The organism is Haladaptatus sp. DYF46 (genome assembly GCF_021083305.1).
In the GTDB taxonomy this organism is placed as follows: domain Archaea; phylum Halobacteriota; class Halobacteria; order Halobacteriales; family Haladaptataceae; genus Haladaptatus.
Genome location: NZ_JAJFAY010000004.1, coordinates 312,202 through 327,911, shown reverse-complemented (window position 1 = coordinate 327,911; position 15,710 = coordinate 312,202). Strand labels below are relative to the sequence as shown.

17 protein-coding genes are annotated in these 15,710 nt (G+C 61.8%); 10 read left to right on the top strand and 7 right to left on the bottom strand.

The window, feature by feature from the left end; translation table 11 throughout:
- Positions 1-3 precede the first annotated feature (3 nt).
- Positions 4-405: a universal stress protein gene (locus tag LJF34_RS19725; RefSeq protein ID WP_231187064.1), complete on the bottom strand. Its 402-nt coding sequence runs from the start codon at positions 403-405 to the stop codon at positions 4-6.
- A 163-nt stretch (positions 406-568) separates the two neighbouring features.
- Between LJF34_RS19725 and LJF34_RS19720 the strand changes: the two genes are divergently transcribed.
- Entirely contained in the window at positions 569-1,342 is a 774-nt protein-coding gene (locus tag LJF34_RS19720; RefSeq protein WP_231187062.1) for a Sir2 family NAD-dependent protein deacetylase, read from the top strand.
- A gap of 89 nt (positions 1,343-1,431) precedes the next feature.
- Positions 1,432-1,959, top strand: a complete 528-nt coding sequence (locus LJF34_RS19715; RefSeq protein ID WP_231187060.1) for a DUF6789 family protein — start codon at positions 1,432-1,434, stop codon at positions 1,957-1,959.
- Between the two features lie 33 nt (positions 1,960-1,992).
- Here the strand turns inward: LJF34_RS19715 and LJF34_RS19710 are convergent, their stop codons facing one another.
- The 4 genes from LJF34_RS19710 to LJF34_RS19695 form a co-directional block, all read right to left on the bottom strand.
- Positions 1,993-2,166 carry a hypothetical protein gene (locus tag LJF34_RS19710; protein ID WP_231187058.1) on the bottom strand — a complete coding sequence of 58 codons (174 nt, stop codon included), beginning with the start codon at positions 2,164-2,166 and terminating at the stop codon, positions 1,993-1,995.
- Between the two features lie 120 nt (positions 2,167-2,286).
- On the bottom strand, positions 2,287-3,780 hold the full coding sequence (locus tag LJF34_RS19705) for an ABC transporter permease (protein WP_231187056.1): 1,494 nt from the start codon (positions 3,778-3,780) through the stop codon (positions 2,287-2,289).
- Between the two features lie 52 nt (positions 3,781-3,832).
- Entirely contained in the window at positions 3,833-4,693 is an 861-nt protein-coding gene (locus tag LJF34_RS19700; RefSeq protein WP_231187054.1) for an ABC transporter ATP-binding protein, read from the bottom strand.
- Positions 4,684-4,836 carry a hypothetical protein gene (locus tag LJF34_RS19695; protein ID WP_231187052.1) on the bottom strand — a complete coding sequence of 51 codons (153 nt, stop codon included), beginning with the start codon at positions 4,834-4,836 and terminating at the stop codon, positions 4,684-4,686. Before LJF34_RS19695 ends, LJF34_RS19700 begins: the two co-directional genes overlap by 10 nt.
- A 98-nt stretch (positions 4,837-4,934) precedes the next feature.
- Here LJF34_RS19695 and LJF34_RS19690 point away from each other — a divergent pair, with 98 nt between their 5' ends.
- The 5 genes from LJF34_RS19690 (at position 4,935) to LJF34_RS19670 (ending at position 10,377) form a co-directional block, all read left to right on the top strand.
- Entirely contained in the window at positions 4,935-5,549 is a 615-nt protein-coding gene (locus LJF34_RS19690; RefSeq protein WP_231187050.1) for a TetR/AcrR family transcriptional regulator, read from the top strand.
- A 182-nt stretch (positions 5,550-5,731) separates the two neighbouring features.
- Positions 5,732-7,597, top strand: a complete 1,866-nt coding sequence (locus LJF34_RS19685) for a bacterio-opsin activator domain-containing protein (RefSeq protein WP_231187048.1) — start codon at positions 5,732-5,734, stop codon at positions 7,595-7,597.
- A gap of 104 nt (positions 7,598-7,701) precedes the next feature.
- Positions 7,702-9,492 (top strand): asparagine synthase-related protein, encoded by a 1,791-nt coding sequence (locus LJF34_RS19680; RefSeq protein ID WP_231187046.1) that lies wholly within the window; start codon positions 7,702-7,704, stop codon positions 9,490-9,492.
- 470 nt (positions 9,493-9,962) lie between these two features.
- A complete protein-coding gene (locus LJF34_RS19675; protein ID WP_231187044.1) occupies positions 9,963-10,175 on the top strand; it encodes a hypothetical protein in 213 nt (70 codons plus the stop codon).
- A 43-nt stretch (positions 10,176-10,218) separates the two neighbouring features.
- Positions 10,219-10,377 carry a hypothetical protein gene (locus tag LJF34_RS19670; protein ID WP_231187042.1) on the top strand — a complete coding sequence of 53 codons (159 nt, stop codon included), beginning with the start codon at positions 10,219-10,221 and terminating at the stop codon, positions 10,375-10,377.
- Here LJF34_RS19670 and LJF34_RS19665 read toward each other — a convergent pair.
- Positions 10,374-12,212 carry a DUF87 domain-containing protein gene (locus LJF34_RS19665; RefSeq protein ID WP_231187040.1) on the bottom strand — a complete coding sequence of 613 codons (1,839 nt, stop codon included), beginning with the start codon at positions 12,210-12,212 and terminating at the stop codon, positions 10,374-10,376. The two genes, LJF34_RS19670 and LJF34_RS19665, sit on opposite strands and share 4 nt — an antisense overlap.
- A gap of 378 nt (positions 12,213-12,590) precedes the next feature.
- Between LJF34_RS19665 and LJF34_RS19660 the strand changes: the two genes are divergently transcribed.
- On the top strand, positions 12,591-13,604 hold the full coding sequence (locus LJF34_RS19660; protein ID WP_231187038.1) for an FAD-dependent oxidoreductase: 1,014 nt from the start codon (positions 12,591-12,593) through the stop codon (positions 13,602-13,604).
- Position 13,605: 1 nt separating this feature from the next.
- Here the strand turns inward: LJF34_RS19660 and LJF34_RS19655 are convergent, their stop codons facing one another.
- Entirely contained in the window at positions 13,606-14,385 is a 780-nt protein-coding gene (locus tag LJF34_RS19655) for a hypothetical protein (RefSeq protein WP_231187036.1), read from the bottom strand.
- A gap of 130 nt (positions 14,386-14,515) precedes the next feature.
- Between LJF34_RS19655 and LJF34_RS19650 the strand changes: the two genes are divergently transcribed.
- Both LJF34_RS19650 and LJF34_RS19645 read left to right on the top strand, forming a co-directional pair.
- The gene (locus tag LJF34_RS19650) at positions 14,516-14,926 is read left to right on the top strand and encodes a hypothetical protein (protein WP_231187034.1); all 411 of its coding nucleotides are present in this window, start codon (positions 14,516-14,518) and stop codon (positions 14,924-14,926) included.
- A 1-nt stretch (position 14,927) separates the two neighbouring features.
- The gene (locus tag LJF34_RS19645; protein ID WP_231187032.1) at positions 14,928-15,599 is read left to right on the top strand and encodes a hypothetical protein; all 672 of its coding nucleotides are present in this window, start codon (positions 14,928-14,930) and stop codon (positions 15,597-15,599) included.
- Positions 15,600-15,710: the final 111 nt, after the last annotated feature.

Below are 15,710 nucleotides of genomic sequence, written 5' to 3'. Positions count from 1 at the left end.
GTTTTATTTGGATTTCCGAAGCGGCACGCCGACGACGGGGTGACGGGTTTGCATGAGGACCGATTGTGTGTTGCTCCCGAACAGCACCTTCTGGGCGGGGCTCCGTTTCTGGGTCAGCCCGATGGCGATTTCGTCCGCGTCCAACTCGTCCGCGGCGGTGAGGATGTCGTGGGCGGGGTCGCTCGCGTCGGTGTTCTGCACCGTCTCGACGTCGAACTCCCCGCCGAGTCGTTCTCGAAACACGGAGAGTGCTTGCTGGCCGTCCGCAACCATCTCCTCGTCGTTACCGCCGTGGAGCGAGTTTAGGACGTGTACTTCGTCCTCCCCGTCGATGCGTGATCGGAGGTAGTCGCATATCTTCTCGCTCGTCTCGGCGCTGTCCGTTCCGACGACGATTCGGGTCATGCTTGCAGAGAAACCCGGGGGAACCATAAAGAGGACGGCACGCGAAATGACGTGACCCGATCAGGACGGGATTCCATCACGGCCCGTTCGAACGGTTCCGACTGACGGGTCCCGCGGGCCGATTTCCACAACTATACAACTCCGCCATCACTGATTTCGGAGCATGAACGACATCGCTCGACTCGCGGAGCGAATTCGTGACGCGGAATCCGTCGTCGCCTTCACGGGCGCGGGGATGAGTACCGCATCGGGCATCCCCGATTTCCGGAGCGATTCGGGACTCTGGAACCGCTTCGACCCGGAGGAGTTCTACTACCGCCGGTTCCGTAGCGACCCCGCGGCGTTCTGGGGCGACCGTCTCGAACTGCACGAGGCGATGTTCGGCGACGACGTCGGGCCGAACGCCGCCCATCGCGCGCTCGCCGAACTCGCCGCCGCCGGACAGTTGGACGCCATCATTACCCAGAACACGGACGGCCTCCACGAGGACGCCTCGAACGCTCAGCGTGGCGATTCGGCCGTCCCGGAAATCGTCGAACTGCACGGCAACGCCCACCGAGTCGTCTGTGACGACTGCGGGCGGAAAAGCGACGCCGCGCCCGTCCGCCGCCGAATCGAGGCCGGGGAACTGCCGCCCCGTTGTGCGGACTGTGACGGCGTCCTCAAACCCGACGTGGTGTTGTTCGGCGAGCGGTTGGACGAGGGGACGCTCCACCGTGCCCGACGCCACGCGCGGCGAGCGGACGTGTTCCTCGCCATCGGGTCGTCGCTGACGGTCGAACCCGCGGCGTCGCTTCCGCGAACCGCCGACCGCGAGGGGGCGATGACCGCCGTCATCAACTTCGACGAGACGCCGTTCAGTCCGACCGCGACCTTCGACGTTCGCGGGGACGTGACCGACCTGCTCCCCGAATTGCGCGCGAACGTCGTCGAGTGAACGGCCGTTTTTCTTCGACCTTCGGCGTCGGAACTGTCGGATACCCGAGGAAAGAACGATTTTTGCTGTTGCAACTGCTATCATCACTCATGGTTGATAATGACACACAACCGCCCGTCGAGGTGGAGGTCGGCGAGGAAGTCGCGGAACCGGACTTCGACAGTCTCTCCGGAATCGTCACCGACGGGTTCATCGGGGCCGTCGGCGGACTCGTCGGCACCGCCGTCATGACGGCCGTGTTGCTGGTCGGAACGACGCTCGGGGCGTTCGACCTCGATTCCTTTTCCGTGTTGGCACGGATTACGGGTGCCGGCGTACTCCTCCCCTCGAACCCGGCGGCGGTCGGATACGTCATCTTCCTCGGCGGCGGGATGGTGACGTGGCCGCTCCTGTTCGTCTCCATCGGGTCGTATCTACCGGGCGAGACGTACGCGGCGAGAGGGCTCCCGTACGGGTTCGTCCTCTGGACGGGGTTCGTTCTCGCGTTCTACGACGGCTACACCGGGATTCTCCTCGTAGTGTATCTGGTGTTGACTCTGCTTTCCCACCTCGCCTACGGCTTTTCCCTCGGCGCTGTGTTCGACTACCTGTCGAAGCGCCCTACGACGCTCGTCTGAACGGCACGCGGTCGTTTTTCGTCTTCTTTCGTCCTATTCCTCGACCCCGTCGAGGTCGGTCGTATACTCGTGTTCCGGTCGCCGCTCGTGTTCTTCGAACGTCTCGACGAGATCCGAAACGTCTTCCCCCGTCTGCATCCGATACTCCCGCAGTATCGAGACGATTCGCTTGATATCGTCGTCGCTGAGGGACACGGTGTTGGGCATACATCGACGCACGGTTCCCGAAGTAAAAAACGTCGTGGCGGAAGGGACAAAAAGGTGAAAGGGGGCGAGAAGCGTCGAATCGGGACCGTTCGATAGTTCCGACGAAATCGGTCGGTCCGCTCACCGCGTCCGTTCGGCGAACCACCAGCCAAAGAGGGCGATGGCGATCGCGTTAACGACGACGCCGATGCCGAGGTACAGTACCCATGACGAATCGCCGGACACCCCCACCACGAACGTTTTGATCGCCCAATACGCGGGAAACACTCCGACGACGAACTGGAGCGGTTCGGGGACCAGCGCGATGACGAACGCGGGTCCGATGAAGACGATGTTTCCGAACTTGCTGATCGCGATTCCCTCGATGGTGTTCGACGCCACTGCTCCCAAGGCGAACGCGAAGGCCGGTGCACCGAGCGAACTGACGGCGGTCGTTCCCACGATGACCGCGGGCGAGGCGGGCACGAGGCCGATCAGTGCGACGGCGGGCAGCGTCGTACCGAAACTGAAGCAATACGCCGTCACGCAGCGGTAAACGAAATACCCGCGTGCCGATAACGGACTCGTTTTGTACGCATCGAGAACGCCTTCGTCCCGGTCCTCCAATACGAACATCCCGACGATAAACCCGTATATCGCCGGTCCGAACACCGCGATCGTTCCCGCGATAACGGGATAGTACGGCCGTAGGTCGGCCGTCGGGGAAAGCATCGACGTCACGGACGGAAGGATCAGTCTGAGCACCAGAACCATCGCGAGCGGACCGACGGCCGCGATCGCGAGCATCGGATCTCGAACCCAGTTTCTGATATCGCCTCGAACCATCGCCGTCCACGGCGAGCGTGAAAAGGGCATCCGCTCGTCATCCCTTTTCCCCTCCCGTGAGACGTCTCTCCGCCCTAACTGCCTGCCTGGATCACCGCCGCGAACGATGTGTTTCCGAAACGCACGGCGGGCCAGGATGTAGGCGACGACGTTTCCAGCTACCAGATATCCGAAGCTGTAGAGAAGGTTCAACGACGATATCGGACGGAATCCGGCCTCGATGACGAAGAGCGTCGCCTGCGTCGGGAACAGGTAGAGGAGCGGACTCTCCACCAACCCGACGTACCCGACCAGCGGTGGAACGAACAGTATTCCGCCCCAGAAGACGGCGGTGAGAAAGTATTCGTTGATCGAATCGAACCGAGCGATCGCGACGAAACCGATCGACACGAAGAGGGATGCCGACAGTGCGACGCCCACGACCAAAATGACGATGCGGGGCGTAGCACCGTGCCCGAGGACGGCGACGAGGGTCGAAACGAGCGTGGCGAGGAACGAGAGGGTGATCGTCTTCGACGCCAAATAGCCGCGGTCGCTGAGCGGCGATACGACGAGCGCTTCCACCACGCCCTCCCGTTTCTCGAACAGGACCAACGCGGCGATGAAGTAAAAACCGAGCGCGGTCGGATCGAGAGCGATGACCAGCACGGCGACGTCCGTTCGCAGACTCGGGTCGGTCAAACGGACACCCAGAACGAAGAGGACGGTGAGAACGGCGTAGACGGAGTATATCCCGTATCTGACCTGCAACCGCGTATCCCATGGGAGCATCGACCGAAGTGCGGTCACGATACCCGCTCCGAATTCGACGCGTCGAAACGGGAGTCCACACGGATAGCCGTCACGTGAGCGTCTCCCCCGTCACGTCGATGAACACGTCTTCGAGCGTCGCCTCCTCGGTGTGAATGGTTTCAACTCGATTCCGTGCCAACAAGGTTTGAAACGCTTCGTTCGTGCCGAGGTCGGTCGTGGAGAACTCGGCCGAGTCGAGCACCCCGTCGTTTCGATACTCTACCCGCACCGACTCTTCGCCGTGAGCGAGTTTCAGCGCCCGTGGCGTATCGATCACCGAGAGGCGTCCGTCGACGATAAATGCGACACGGTCGCACAATTCGTCCGCGACGGTCATATCGTGGGTGGTGAGAAACACCGTTTTTCCGCTCTCGCGGAGTTCCTCGATGACCGTTCGTACCGCACGTGCGTTGGTGGGGTCGATGCCGCCGGTCGGTTCGTCGAGAAACACGAGTTCGGGGTCGTGAACGAGTGCTCGGACGAAGTTCAACCGCATCCGCATTCCCTTCGAGTAGGCCCCGACTCGTTTGTCCACTGCGTCGGCGATTCCGACCCGGTCGAGGAGTTCGATGGGATTCCGCTTCGCCCCGCCGTACAAGGACGCGAACAGTTCGAGGTTCTCACGCCCGGTCAGTTTGTGATAGAGGTTCGGCGTCTCGGCCGAGACGCCGATTCGCCGGTACAGATCCGGGCCCCACTCCTTCACCTCCCGGTCGAGAACCGTCGCTCGTCCCTCGTAATCGTCGAGGAGACCGATGAGAATCTTCTGCGTCGTGGTTTTCCCGGCACCGCTGGGTCCCAGAAATCCGAATATCTCCCCTTCCTCGACGTCGAAGTCCACCCCCCGTAACGCGGGGGTTTCGCTTCCTCCGTATCGGTACTGAAGATCCGCAACCTCGATTACCCCCATCCGAAGCCCTCCCCGTTGCGGGGACTCCGTATCGGTCGTTGCCGCCTCGCTCGTCGAATCTCCCGCCCGTCGGATTGAAGCCCGATACCGACTCCGTTCGACCCTTCCCCGAGTGCTCGTCGGACGCCCCGAGACGGACTCATACCCGTTCGATGAGCCCATAAGCATTTAGATTTTTCGCTCATGAGGGCGTGAGCGATGAATATTTGGCTCATAACCTTGTACTACTGCTCGTTCACGTATGCCCGGTTTCAGCGACGAGGAGCGGGACGAGATAGAGAGCGCGCTCGTCGATTCAGCACAACAGCTATTCACGCTGTACGGGTTCCAGAAGACGACGGTCGAGGACATCACGGAACCGGTCGGCATCGCCGAGAGCACGTTTTACCGGTTCTTCGACAGCAAAACGGAGATGTACACCAGAGTCCTCCTCCGGGAACAGGACGAGGTGATCGATGCGATCGAATCCGAAGTGGAAGGGATTACGGATCCCGAACGGAAACTCGAACGCCTCTTTCGGACGTGGGCGACGGAGTTCGAGAAACGGGACCTGCTGGTACGGAGTCATCGGGAACCACAAAACACCCTCCGGTCGATGAACCACGTGGACGTGGACGAAGTGAAAAGCGATATCATAGTGCGCGTCTCGCCCATCGTCGAGGATATTCAAGCGAATTCCGACGGATTGATAAACGATCTGCGTCCGGAAGTGATTTTCCAGTTACTGTCCGTACTCGAACTGATAGTGGCCCAGAAGGAAGCCTACGACGAATACGGATGGGGGTACTCCTCCTTCAAAGACACCGTGATAACCATCCTGACGGAGGGATTGATGGGCGAGCGACCGGAAAAGTAGTTTCGGGCAGAAAAATCGGAAGCACGAGCGAACCGAGAGGCCGTTTTCACTTCTATACGGTGCAGTCTCCATCGAAAACTACCAGCCGTCCGATCGGATCGCCCGTACTCACGCCTCGTCGCGAGCACCCGACCCGTCGCCGATAACTGAACTACTATTTTCCGTCGGCCCCTAGAGTGGGTATGGACATCCCTGACGAAGCGCGCGTGGGGGCGAGTCAGGCGCTCTCCCGACTCTCTATCCCACTCCTCGCGCTGGACTCCGACTGGCGGGTTTCCTACCTGAACGACCCGGCCCGCGAACTCCTCGGCGTCGGTATCGACGAGCGGTTGCCGACGGCGCTCCCGACCAAGGTCGGTGAAACCATCCTCGACCGCTGCGAGACCGCACGACGAACCGACCGCACCGAGTCGTTTTTCGTTACCATCGGCACCCGGCACGAGGCCACCGTTCACCCCGATTCGGACGGCGTGACGGTCCTGTTCCGCGAATCGGATACCACCGCAACGGAGAACGTCGTCGCCGAACTCGACCTGAAGGAGCGCGCGATCAACGAAGCTCCGGTCGGCATCACCATCGCCGACGCGAAACCGGACAACCAACCGCTCCTGTACGTAAACGAGGCGTTCGAGGAACTGACAGGATACGAGGCCGAGGAGGTCCGCGGCCACAACTGCCGGTTCCTACAGGGGGAGAAATCGGACCCCGAGGCGGTGGCGACGATGCGCCGCGCCATCGAGGACGAGGTGCCGGTTTCGGTCGAACTGGTGAACTATCGCAAGGACGGGTCCGAGTTTTGGAACAGCGTTGACATCGCGCCGATCCGGGACGAGACGGGAACCGTCACCCACTTCGTCGGGTTCCAGATGGACATCTCGGAGCGAAAACGCGCCGAACGGGCCGCCCACCGGCGGGCCACCGAACTCGAACACCTCCTCGAACGGATCGAGGGACTCCTCGGCGACGTCACGAGCGCGGTGGTGGAAGCGCCGACCCGTGAGGCCATCGAGACGGCGGTCTGCACGCAAGTGACGCAGGTCGAACCCTACAACTTCGCGTGGATCGGCGAGCGCAACGTTCGAACCGACGGGGTGGATGTGCGAACCGTCGCCGGGGATTGTGACCCCCAACCCGACCACCCCATCGTCACCGAGGCGATGGAAACCGGCGAGTTACGGACGGATACCCTCGACGTCGAGGACTGCTCCGCGGTCGCTGCCGTCCCGCTGTCGTATCACGACACGGAGTACGGCGTGTTGGCCATCTGTGCGACGAAAGCCGACGCGTTCGACGAGCGGGAACGGGTCGTCCTTCGCTCGCTCGCCCGGGCCATCGGGAGCGCCGTCAACGCCCGCGAGACGCGCCGAATCCTCATCGCCGACAGCGTGGTCGAAGCCGAGTTCTCCTTTCGGAGTTCCGACCTCTTCTTCGTCGACATCGCGGAGCGCACCGATGCGGAAATCACCTACCTCCAGTCGACCAACCGGGACGACGGGTCGGTCGTCTCGTTCTTCTCCATGCGCTGTGACTCCACCGAGGACGTACTGGAAATCGTCGCGGAACGGGACGACGTGCTCGACGCGCGAGTGGTCGCGGAACAGGACGACGAAACGGTGTTCGAGTTCGTCCTCCCGCCGGGGACGCTCGTCTCCACGATGTCCGACTACGGCGGCAAGACGCAGGACATCACGGCGACGCCCGACGAGGCCCGCGTCCTCGTCGAGTTCCCGCAGGACGCCGACGTTCGTAGCCTCATCGAGCGCCTGAAGGAGTCGTACGCCGGCACGGAACTACTCGCCTATCGCCACCACGAACGCCCCGCGAAGACCAAACAGGACTTCATCGAGAGCCTCACCGACACCCTCACGGAGCGGCAGTTGACCTCGCTCCAGAAGGCCTACGTCAGCGGCTTTTTCGACTGGCCGCGACCGGTGACGGGGGAGGAACTCGCCGAGTCGATGCGCATCTCGCGTTCGACGTTCCACGAACACCTCCGCGCGGCGGAGCGGAAACTCTGTGCCGAGTTCTTCGGCGACGACTCACAGTAAGGCGAGCCGGTCCTGTTATTTTCGCCCTACGCGCGTTCGTACGTCGGTCCTACGTCCGTCGAAGGCGTCTCATAACAATATAGGCTCTCGTGAACTTCTCTGCTATGCCCGGCGTAACCGGTGGTACTGTCAGCAGTCGAGCGCTCGGTGAGATGCTCGACACGATGGACGACGAGGAATGGTACGGAACGGTCGAACGAACCGTTGGCGACCGTCGAATCGGACTCGTTCACCACGGCGACCGCGACCCGAACGGATGGACGACGTGGCACGACGGACGACGCGTCGGCGTGCTTCACGGCGTGATCTCGAACCGCGCGGAACTGGGATGGTCGAACGACGAACTCTTCGAGCGGGTGCTTTCGGACCCCGACGGCACGCTTCCGAAACTCAGCGGCCCGTTCCTGCTCGTCGCCGCCGACCGCTCCGCTACCGTCGTCGCGACCGACAAACTCGGCACGCGGCCGTGTTACTACTCGACCGTCAACGGATTCCTGTTCGGCAGCAAACTCTCGTCGCTCGTCACGCAACTACACGACCCGCGAGTGGACGAACGGGCGGTGAGCGACATGCTGTTCATGGGCTACGTGTTCGGTCACAAAACGTTGGTGAGCGACGTTCGCTCGCTCCGACCAGCAACGTATCTCCGCCACGAGGGCGGCAACGTCGAAACGCGTCGGTACTGGGAACCGGATTTCGGCATCGACCCGACGGACGGATACGTCGACGAGGCCGTGCGTCGGTATCGACGCGTCGTCAAGAACGCCGCGGACACCATCGACGGACGAGTGGGGGTGTGGCTCTCCGGGGGACTCGACAGCAGAACGCTCGCCTCCGCGTTGAAGGACGAAATCGGAACCTTTCGGACGTTCACCTACGACAACTCCGCGACGCAGGAGGACCGCACGGGTGCGGAACGCGTCGCCGAATCGCTCTCCCTTCCGAACCAGTTCTGTGGCTACTCCGCGAGCGAGTTCGTCGAAACCGTCGAACGCGGGGTGGACATCATGGACGGGATGTTACAGTGGGGATTCTTCGTCAACCTCCCGCCGGTTCTGAACGACGTGTCGGGAGAGGTGGACGTGCTGTTCGAAGGCAGCAGTCAAGGCGAGTTCTTCGGCGACGTACTTTACCGCTCGTATCTGACCGATATGTCGTCGGTGGACGCGCTGGTCGCCCAGAAGGGACAGATTTCGCCCGACGACGTTCGGAGGCTCCTCTCTTCGGATATCTCACCCGTCCAATCCGTGGGTCGCGTGGTCGAGGACAGTACACAACACCGTCGGGAACACCGCACGCTAGACGCGCTCTGGCAACTGTTCGCCGACTCCCACTTCCGCTCGAATCGGCTGTATCGGAGTCAGGCGGGGACCCGCGTCCCCTTCGCCGACGGCGAGTTCATGGACCACGTCGCCCGGATGCCCTTCCAGCGCTATCGAATCGGGTCCCTTCCCGGAACCCGTGGTCGAATTCCCACGGCCGTCGCGCCGCTCAAACTCGAGGTTGCGCGACGGGTCGGCGGGCCGTCCGCGACGGTTCCCTACAATCGGACGAAGCGGCCGCCGACGTCACCGCTCGCGCTCCACACGGCCGGATTCGTCGCCGACAACCTGAAAAAGCGCTTCGTCGGACCGGACACGTGCCTGATGGGTCGCTGGTACCGGAACGACCCGACGATGCGGTCGTTCGTGAACGGACTGTTGGATGCCGCCTGTGACCGCGACGTCTTCGATTCGAACGGCGTTCGTACCCTCCAGCACGAACACCTCGACGGGCACGCGGACCACCTGAAGACGATTTCGTCCATCACGACGGTCGAACTCTGGCTACAGAAGCATCTCGATGCACCCCGTCCCAGCTCCGGTCAGCGCGCTACCGTGGGCGAAGCAAGGTAATATTTAAAATAGCTCGGATGCATTGAATCAGAATAGCAATCTTCAAGGGTCGCGCATTGTACGGTTCGTACGCATGGTGCGTGGCAGATTGGTACGTGGTATTCGTCCATCCGAGGTGTTGTCCACCTCGCCTTCCCGCTCGTGGCTTCGCCGGGTTGTCCACGGGGGCTGTCTCCTTTCTTTTCCTCTCCGCTCTTCTTCTGCATCCCTTTCGTCCACTTCGCTTACTTTTCCCTTCCCGTGTTTCGCTTCCGTCCCTTCGGCCCCCACTTCGGTCCTCCCCCGTTTCGACCGTCCGAGAAACAACGCTCACTGAGACATGTCTCACGGATTACTGTCCCAATTTTCTGATATTTTCGAACAATGGCACCAAATACTGAAAGATGCAATAAAAACTTCCCGAATTAACAGAAACATATAAGCATTCACGCCGTGAGCCCGACACAGGCTGATCACGCGTGGCTCAACAAATGAACGACGAAACGACGAAGAAAACCCACAAACGACGTCTCATGGCCCTCGTGCTTCCCATCTTGGGCGTCTGCTGGCTCGCGTTTATGGCGTTCCCGGGACTCCTCGGCGAGGAGTCGGCCATCGATTACGCCGCGATGGCGCTCGGTGCCGGGTTGATGGTCGCCGGTGCGTTCCGGTTCCTCTACGACCCCTCGGAAACCGAGGAGTGACGCCGAAAGACCGAGGACCCTACGGCGCGTATCGACGACGATGATGCTCGGCGTGTTTTTGCTCGTTTATGCCCTCTTCGTCGCCGTCTTCCTTACCGTCGGCATCGCGCTCATCGCCCGTTGCCGGGCGGACGGCGAGTGGCAACCGCGTGGTCTCGTGGACGTGGAAGAGGACGCCGGAATAGACGAGGAGTGGCGTTAGTCGCGCCACTGAGAGTGGAGTTCGCTGTGATGTGCCCGCTCGTCGGGGTCGGTGATGACCGAAATCATCTCCTCCCTGTCGAGGGCGTACTGACGTGCATCGTTCCGCGTGACGAGCGACCGATTCCGTAGTTCCGCGAGAAGGCTCTGGATCTGTTCGACGGACGCCGTCACCGCGGCCGCGATTTCGTGGACGGTCATCGGTCCTCCCGACGCGAGCGCCTCGACCACGTCCCACGTGTGTTTCTCGTTGCACAGCGACTCCCGTCGCGCGGCCTCGATGCGCACCGCCACGGGTTCCGCGTTCGCCAGCTCCGTGAGCGAGGAGGTGTCGGGAACCGAGTCGTTCGAGACGGCGCTTCCCAGTCTCCGCCCGCGTTCCTTGAGTTTCCGCTGATACGCTTCGATGGAACCCTTGTCGTCCGGGCTCTCCCTGCTCTCGGGGCTCGAAACGTTCGCCCCCCAGCGCCTTCGCGTCCCGTTCGAGGTTTCTGCTGCGGTTTCGTGTCGTTCGTCGGCGGACGTGGTCCGCTCGCCCGCATCGCTCGGAGCGGGACGCTCGACCGAGTCGGACGAGTCGTCCGATTTCACCGATTCGGTGGATTCGTCCGCTTCGACTGATTCCGCCGGTTCGACCGATTCGAACTCGTTCCGAGCGTCCTCCTCGACGTCCCCCATCCCGCCGTTCCACTCCTCGAACGAGCGGAGTTCCGTCTGCTCGTTCTCCAGTTCCTCGACGCGCTCTCCGAGTTCCCGGATGCGCTCGTTCTTCTCGCGGAGTCGTTCCTCGAACTCCTCGGGACCTCCGAGGTCTCCGTGGGCGAGCGCGTTCGCCATCTTGCGCGCGGCGTTGGACACGTCCCGCGCCGTCTGTAGTTCGTTCTCCAAATCGGCGATCCGCTCCTGTTTGCGCTCCAGTCGGCTTTCGAGTTCGGCGACGCGGTCGTGTTCCTGTTCCTGTAGCTCGGTGATGCCCTCCAAATCCTCCATCAGCGCGTCGCTGACGGATTTGAGTTCCGGGCGCTCGAAGTCGTCCAACCCCGGCGTCGCCCCCGCGTCGAACGTCCGCTTCCGATCGAACTGCACGCGCCGAATTCCACCGTCGGTCCAGTCCGTCTGCACGAAGGCCTCCCCGGCGTTCAGGTTCGGAACCTCCTCGCCGTACTCGTTTCCGACGATTCGACTGACGACCTTCGTGTCGTTCTCCCACGTCAGTCGATGCCAGACCAGCCAGTTCGCCTGCGTGATGAAGTCCTTTTTCACGTCGGCGGGTCGCTGGCTGATCCCCATGATTCCGAGGCCGTGTTTCCGCCCCCGCTTGCCCACCTTGATGAGCATCTTGCCCGTCTCGCCCATGCCGCCGCCCTCCGGGATGTACTCGTGGCACTCCTCGACCACGAGCAGAAACGGCTTTTTCAGCTTCTTCTCCTTGGCGAACAGGTGACGCGCCGTCTCGCGGATGAGTGCGTCGGCCTCGTCATCGTCCAGAAACCCCGACACGTCGAGGATGATGGGCACGTTCTGTTCGAGCGCCAACGAGGCGACCTTCTCGGCGTGTTCCGAGCCGACTTGAATGTCACACTCCTCATCGGCGCCGACGTGGAGGAGTTCGTACTCCTCTTTCAGGCCGTAGTACTCGCCGTCCGCGTCGATGATGGCGACCGGATAGCCGGCGTCCAGCAGTTGCTCGACAACGACCGACGCCGTGTTCGACTTCCCGCTTCCCGATTTTCCGGTGACGAAGCCACGCCCCGTCAGGATTTCGACGACGGGAATCGCCACTTCGGTGTCGTCGGCGACGAGATGACCGACCGGCAGTTGTTGTTCGTTGTCCATTCTCTTACATCCCGATTCGACAGGAATTCCTTCAACTTTTGCATCAGGGGGATTTCCCGTCGAAGAAATTGGCGAATATCTGTCATTTTACGGATAGGAAATGGAATCGATGGGAGTGGTGCGGTAGTGGTGTGACAGTCGGCGAACCGCCGTCGAGTACCGCTCTCTTCGTGAACGCTCGAAAATCGTCCCCTCATCCGTCGTCCCACGACTACCGCACTCGCCACGTCGTAACCACCGCACTCGCCGTGCCACAATCACTTTGCCGCGAGCGGTCGAACGACCTCGTAGCATGGCCTTCCCGGGAGAAGAAACGCTCATCGACGGAAAATCGACGTCGGGAACCGACCACGCGAAACGACCGACCGAGGCGATGACGTGACCCGCATCGCAGTCGTGGGCGGCGGCGTCGCCGGTTTCGGGGTCGCCCTCTCCGTCGGCGATGACGCGGAAGTGACGGTGTTCGAGCGCACCGAGCGCGTCGGCGGTCGCGCCGCGACGCACGAGCGGGATGATTGCGTCTACGACGTCGGCGCGAACTACGTCAAAAGCGACGACGAGCGCGTTTCGCGCGTCATCCGTGACCTCGACGACGGCTTGGTCGAAACCGAAGGGCCGGTCTGGACGTTCGATGCCGACGGCGAGATTTCCGAGGGCCGCGACGAGGAGACCCCGAAGTGGACGTTTCGGGACGGAATCGGGACGCTCGGAAAACGATTGTGCGAGGCGAGCGACGCGACGGTCCGAACCGACACTCGAATCTCCGGCCTCCGCCGAGACGAGGCGTGGTACGTCGAGGACGCGGACGGCGGGGAGTACGGCCCGTGGGACGCCCTCGTTCTCACGCCCCCAGCGCCGATTACGGCGTCCCTCCTCGACCTCGCGGAGTGGGAGGGAGACGTTCGCCGAGAGCTTCGGGAACACGTCGGTCACGTCCCCTACCGACCGATTCTTACCGTCGCGTTACACTACTCGTTCGAAATCGAGCGGCCGTACTACGCGCTCGTGAACGCGGACAAGGACCACGAAGTCGGATGGCTGTCGAGGGAATCCTGCAAACCGGGGCACGTTCCGGACGGTGAGAGCCTGCTCGTCGTGCAGATGGCTCCCGACTGGTCCGCCTCGCGCTACGAAGACGACGATTTCGACATCGCCACCGACGTCGCGGACCGAACGGCGGACCTCCTCTCGAAACACCCGCTCGCGGCCCCCGACTGGTACGACGTGATTCGCTGGCGGGATGCGCTCCCGAACGGCGGAGCCGATAAAAACGTGCTACGACAGGGGGCCGCCTCGGACCTCTTTTTCGCCGGGGATTGGGTCGCGGGCGAAGGACGGGTTCACCGCGCGTTGGCGAGCGGGCTCGAAACGGGCGACGACCTCCGCGACTGAGTCACTTCCCCCAGTCGTCGTGCTCCCGAATCGACGTCGCCTCCGCGAGGTACTCCTCGTAGAGCGACTCCGCCCACGAGCGGACTTCCGGGGCGTCGGTGTCCACGAAAACGCGGAGAATGCCGTTCTCGTCGTAGCCGCCGATACCGACTCGGTCGTCGAAGATCGCCAGCCCGAACGGCAAGTCGTCGTAAACGTACAGGTCGAGTTCGCCGCTCTGGATGGCGTTCTCGGTCTCCTCGCGGTGGTCGTTGAGTAGCTGGTCGATGACCGTGGGAAGGTAGATGATTTCGGTCCGCATCCCCGCCATGATGCTGTCACGGATTTCGTCCACGTACATCGGCGCGATGGTCGTCGTGTCGAACCCACACAGCGTCTCCGACTCGCGTAACAGCGTGATGAACCGGCGAACGGGTCCGTACGGGTCGTTCGACTCCTGTACGGTGATGGTCGCCTCGGCGAGGTATTCCACGTCGATATCCGTTCGGTCGAGGGACGGCAGCAGTGCGGAGAGCTGTTCGGCGACCGAAACGGTGTCCTGTAGGTGTTCGACTTCCTTTGCCACGATTCGTCCCAATGGGGTGAGTTCGTACACACCGTCGACACGGCGGATAAGCGATTTATCGGCCAACTCCCGAACGATTCGATGCGTCGTGGTTCTCGACACGTCGATCTCGTCCTGTAGCTCCGAGCGCGTCAGCGAGCGGCCGTCCAACGCGTGTAACGTGTCCGCTCGCTTGACAGCAGTGACGACGAGTTCCGAGTTTCTACCGTCACTCATCGACTGTCACATGGTAGTTCTCTGGTATAGTGTTTCACACTTCGAACCGCGTTTCGAGACGTGGGACGGTTCCACGGTACGGAAATATACCGCTCAGTAATTATATCATTCGTGGATTCCACTTATCTTCATGGCTGTCGAACCAAAAACGACGACCGACGTTGCCGAATCGGCCAGTTCGAGTACCGGAACGGGACTCGACGAAAACATCGCGGGTGCGCTGGCGTATCTGTTCAGTCCTCTCACAGGAATTCTGTTCTTCCTCCTCGAAGGTGACAACGAGTACGTCCGGTTCCACTCCGCACAGAGCATCGTCTTCGGCGTCGGGCTGTTCGCGGTGTACGTCGGCATGACCGTCTTTCAGATGGTGTTGCTGTTCATCCCGCGCCTCGGTGGATTACTCTCCCTGTTGTTCTCGCTCGTGTACTTCGTCGTCGCTTTCGTCGCCTTCCTCACGTGGGCCTTCCTGCTGTACAAGGCGTACTCGCACGAACGGTACGCTCTCCCCGTATTCGGAAAACTCGCGGCTCGATTGGCGTAACATGCGACGCGTTACGCTCCTCGTCGTCGTCGTATCTGTCGTTCTCGCCGGATGTGCCGGCGTGTCGAACCAACTCGATGCGGGTGACGGGAGCGACTCCGGCTCGTCCGGTGGCGACGGTAGCGGTGCTGGTGACGCGGGAACCACCCAAGACGACGTGTTCCTCCCGTTCGCGTTCGAGCGACCGGGCACCTACACCTACGAAACCTACGAGATGGACGATGGAACCGGGAAAATCGTTTGGGATATCCAATCGGTCGAGGGTGAGAACATCACGATGCGGAGTACGTTCACCCACGACGGGAAGACACGGGAGCGGACCGCCACGTTCACGCGTGAGGAGGCGATGGTCCAAGTCGCGTTCCTTCCGGGCGGCGAGTACGCCACCATGACGATGTTCTCCCCGTCGATGAACGGGGTCTACGGAAACGACTTCCGCGTGGGTAACACGTGGACGGTTCCTTCCTCGGACGGGACCATGACCTACGAGATAACGGGGAAGAAGACCTACGCCGGTATCGGCTGTTACAACTCGGAGATACGGATCAACGGCTCGGTGTTCACCGACGCCTGTTACTCCCCTGATCACGGCACCGCGATGTACGGCGTCGTGTACGACGATGACGGAACGAAGGTCCGCGAGATGAAACTCGTGAGTTACGAGGCGAAATAGGAAGAGCGCCGCCATTGGGCCTGTTCCAACTTCGATTCACTTTTCTCACGCTGAACGTCACCAGAAGAGCGATAATGCCCCGGTGCACACACCATTTCTCGAAGGACTGAA

Bases quoted from the DNA above. Each gene is read 5' to 3' on its own strand.
- LJF34_RS19645 (WP_231187032.1), top strand. From the start codon at position 14,928: ATGCGACGCGTTACGCTCCTCGTCGTCGTCGTATCTGTCGTTCTCGCC.
- LJF34_RS19700 (WP_231187054.1), bottom strand. From the start codon at position 4,693: ATGGGGGTAATCGAGGTTGCGGATCTTCAGTACCGATACGGAGGAAGC.
- LJF34_RS19655 (WP_231187036.1), bottom strand. From the start codon at position 14,385: ATGAGTGACGGTAGAAACTCGGAACTCGTCGTCACTGCTGTCAAGCGA.
- LJF34_RS19650 (WP_231187034.1), top strand. From the start codon at position 14,516: ATGGCTGTCGAACCAAAAACGACGACCGACGTTGCCGAATCGGCCAGT.
- LJF34_RS19675 (WP_231187044.1), top strand. From the start codon at position 9,963: ATGAACGACGAAACGACGAAGAAAACCCACAAACGACGTCTCATGGCC.
- LJF34_RS19710 (WP_231187058.1), bottom strand. From the start codon at position 2,166: ATGCCCAACACCGTGTCCCTCAGCGACGACGATATCAAGCGAATCGTC.
- LJF34_RS19690 (WP_231187050.1), top strand. From the start codon at position 4,935: ATGCCCGGTTTCAGCGACGAGGAGCGGGACGAGATAGAGAGCGCGCTC.
- LJF34_RS19665 (WP_231187040.1), bottom strand. From the start codon at position 12,212: ATGGACAACGAACAACAACTGCCGGTCGGTCATCTCGTCGCCGACGAC.
- LJF34_RS19720 (WP_231187062.1), top strand. From the start codon at position 569: ATGAACGACATCGCTCGACTCGCGGAGCGAATTCGTGACGCGGAATCC.
- LJF34_RS19715 (WP_231187060.1), top strand. From the start codon at position 1,432: ATGGTTGATAATGACACACAACCGCCCGTCGAGGTGGAGGTCGGCGAG.
- LJF34_RS19670 (WP_231187042.1), top strand. From the start codon at position 10,219: ATGCTCGGCGTGTTTTTGCTCGTTTATGCCCTCTTCGTCGCCGTCTTC.
- LJF34_RS19680 (WP_231187046.1), top strand. From the start codon at position 7,702: ATGCCCGGCGTAACCGGTGGTACTGTCAGCAGTCGAGCGCTCGGTGAG.
- LJF34_RS19725 (WP_231187064.1), bottom strand. From the start codon at position 405: ATGACCCGAATCGTCGTCGGAACGGACAGCGCCGAGACGAGCGAGAAG.
- LJF34_RS19695 (WP_231187052.1), bottom strand. From the start codon at position 4,836: ATGAGTCCGTCTCGGGGCGTCCGACGAGCACTCGGGGAAGGGTCGAAC.
- LJF34_RS19685 (WP_231187048.1), top strand. From the start codon at position 5,732: ATGGACATCCCTGACGAAGCGCGCGTGGGGGCGAGTCAGGCGCTCTCC.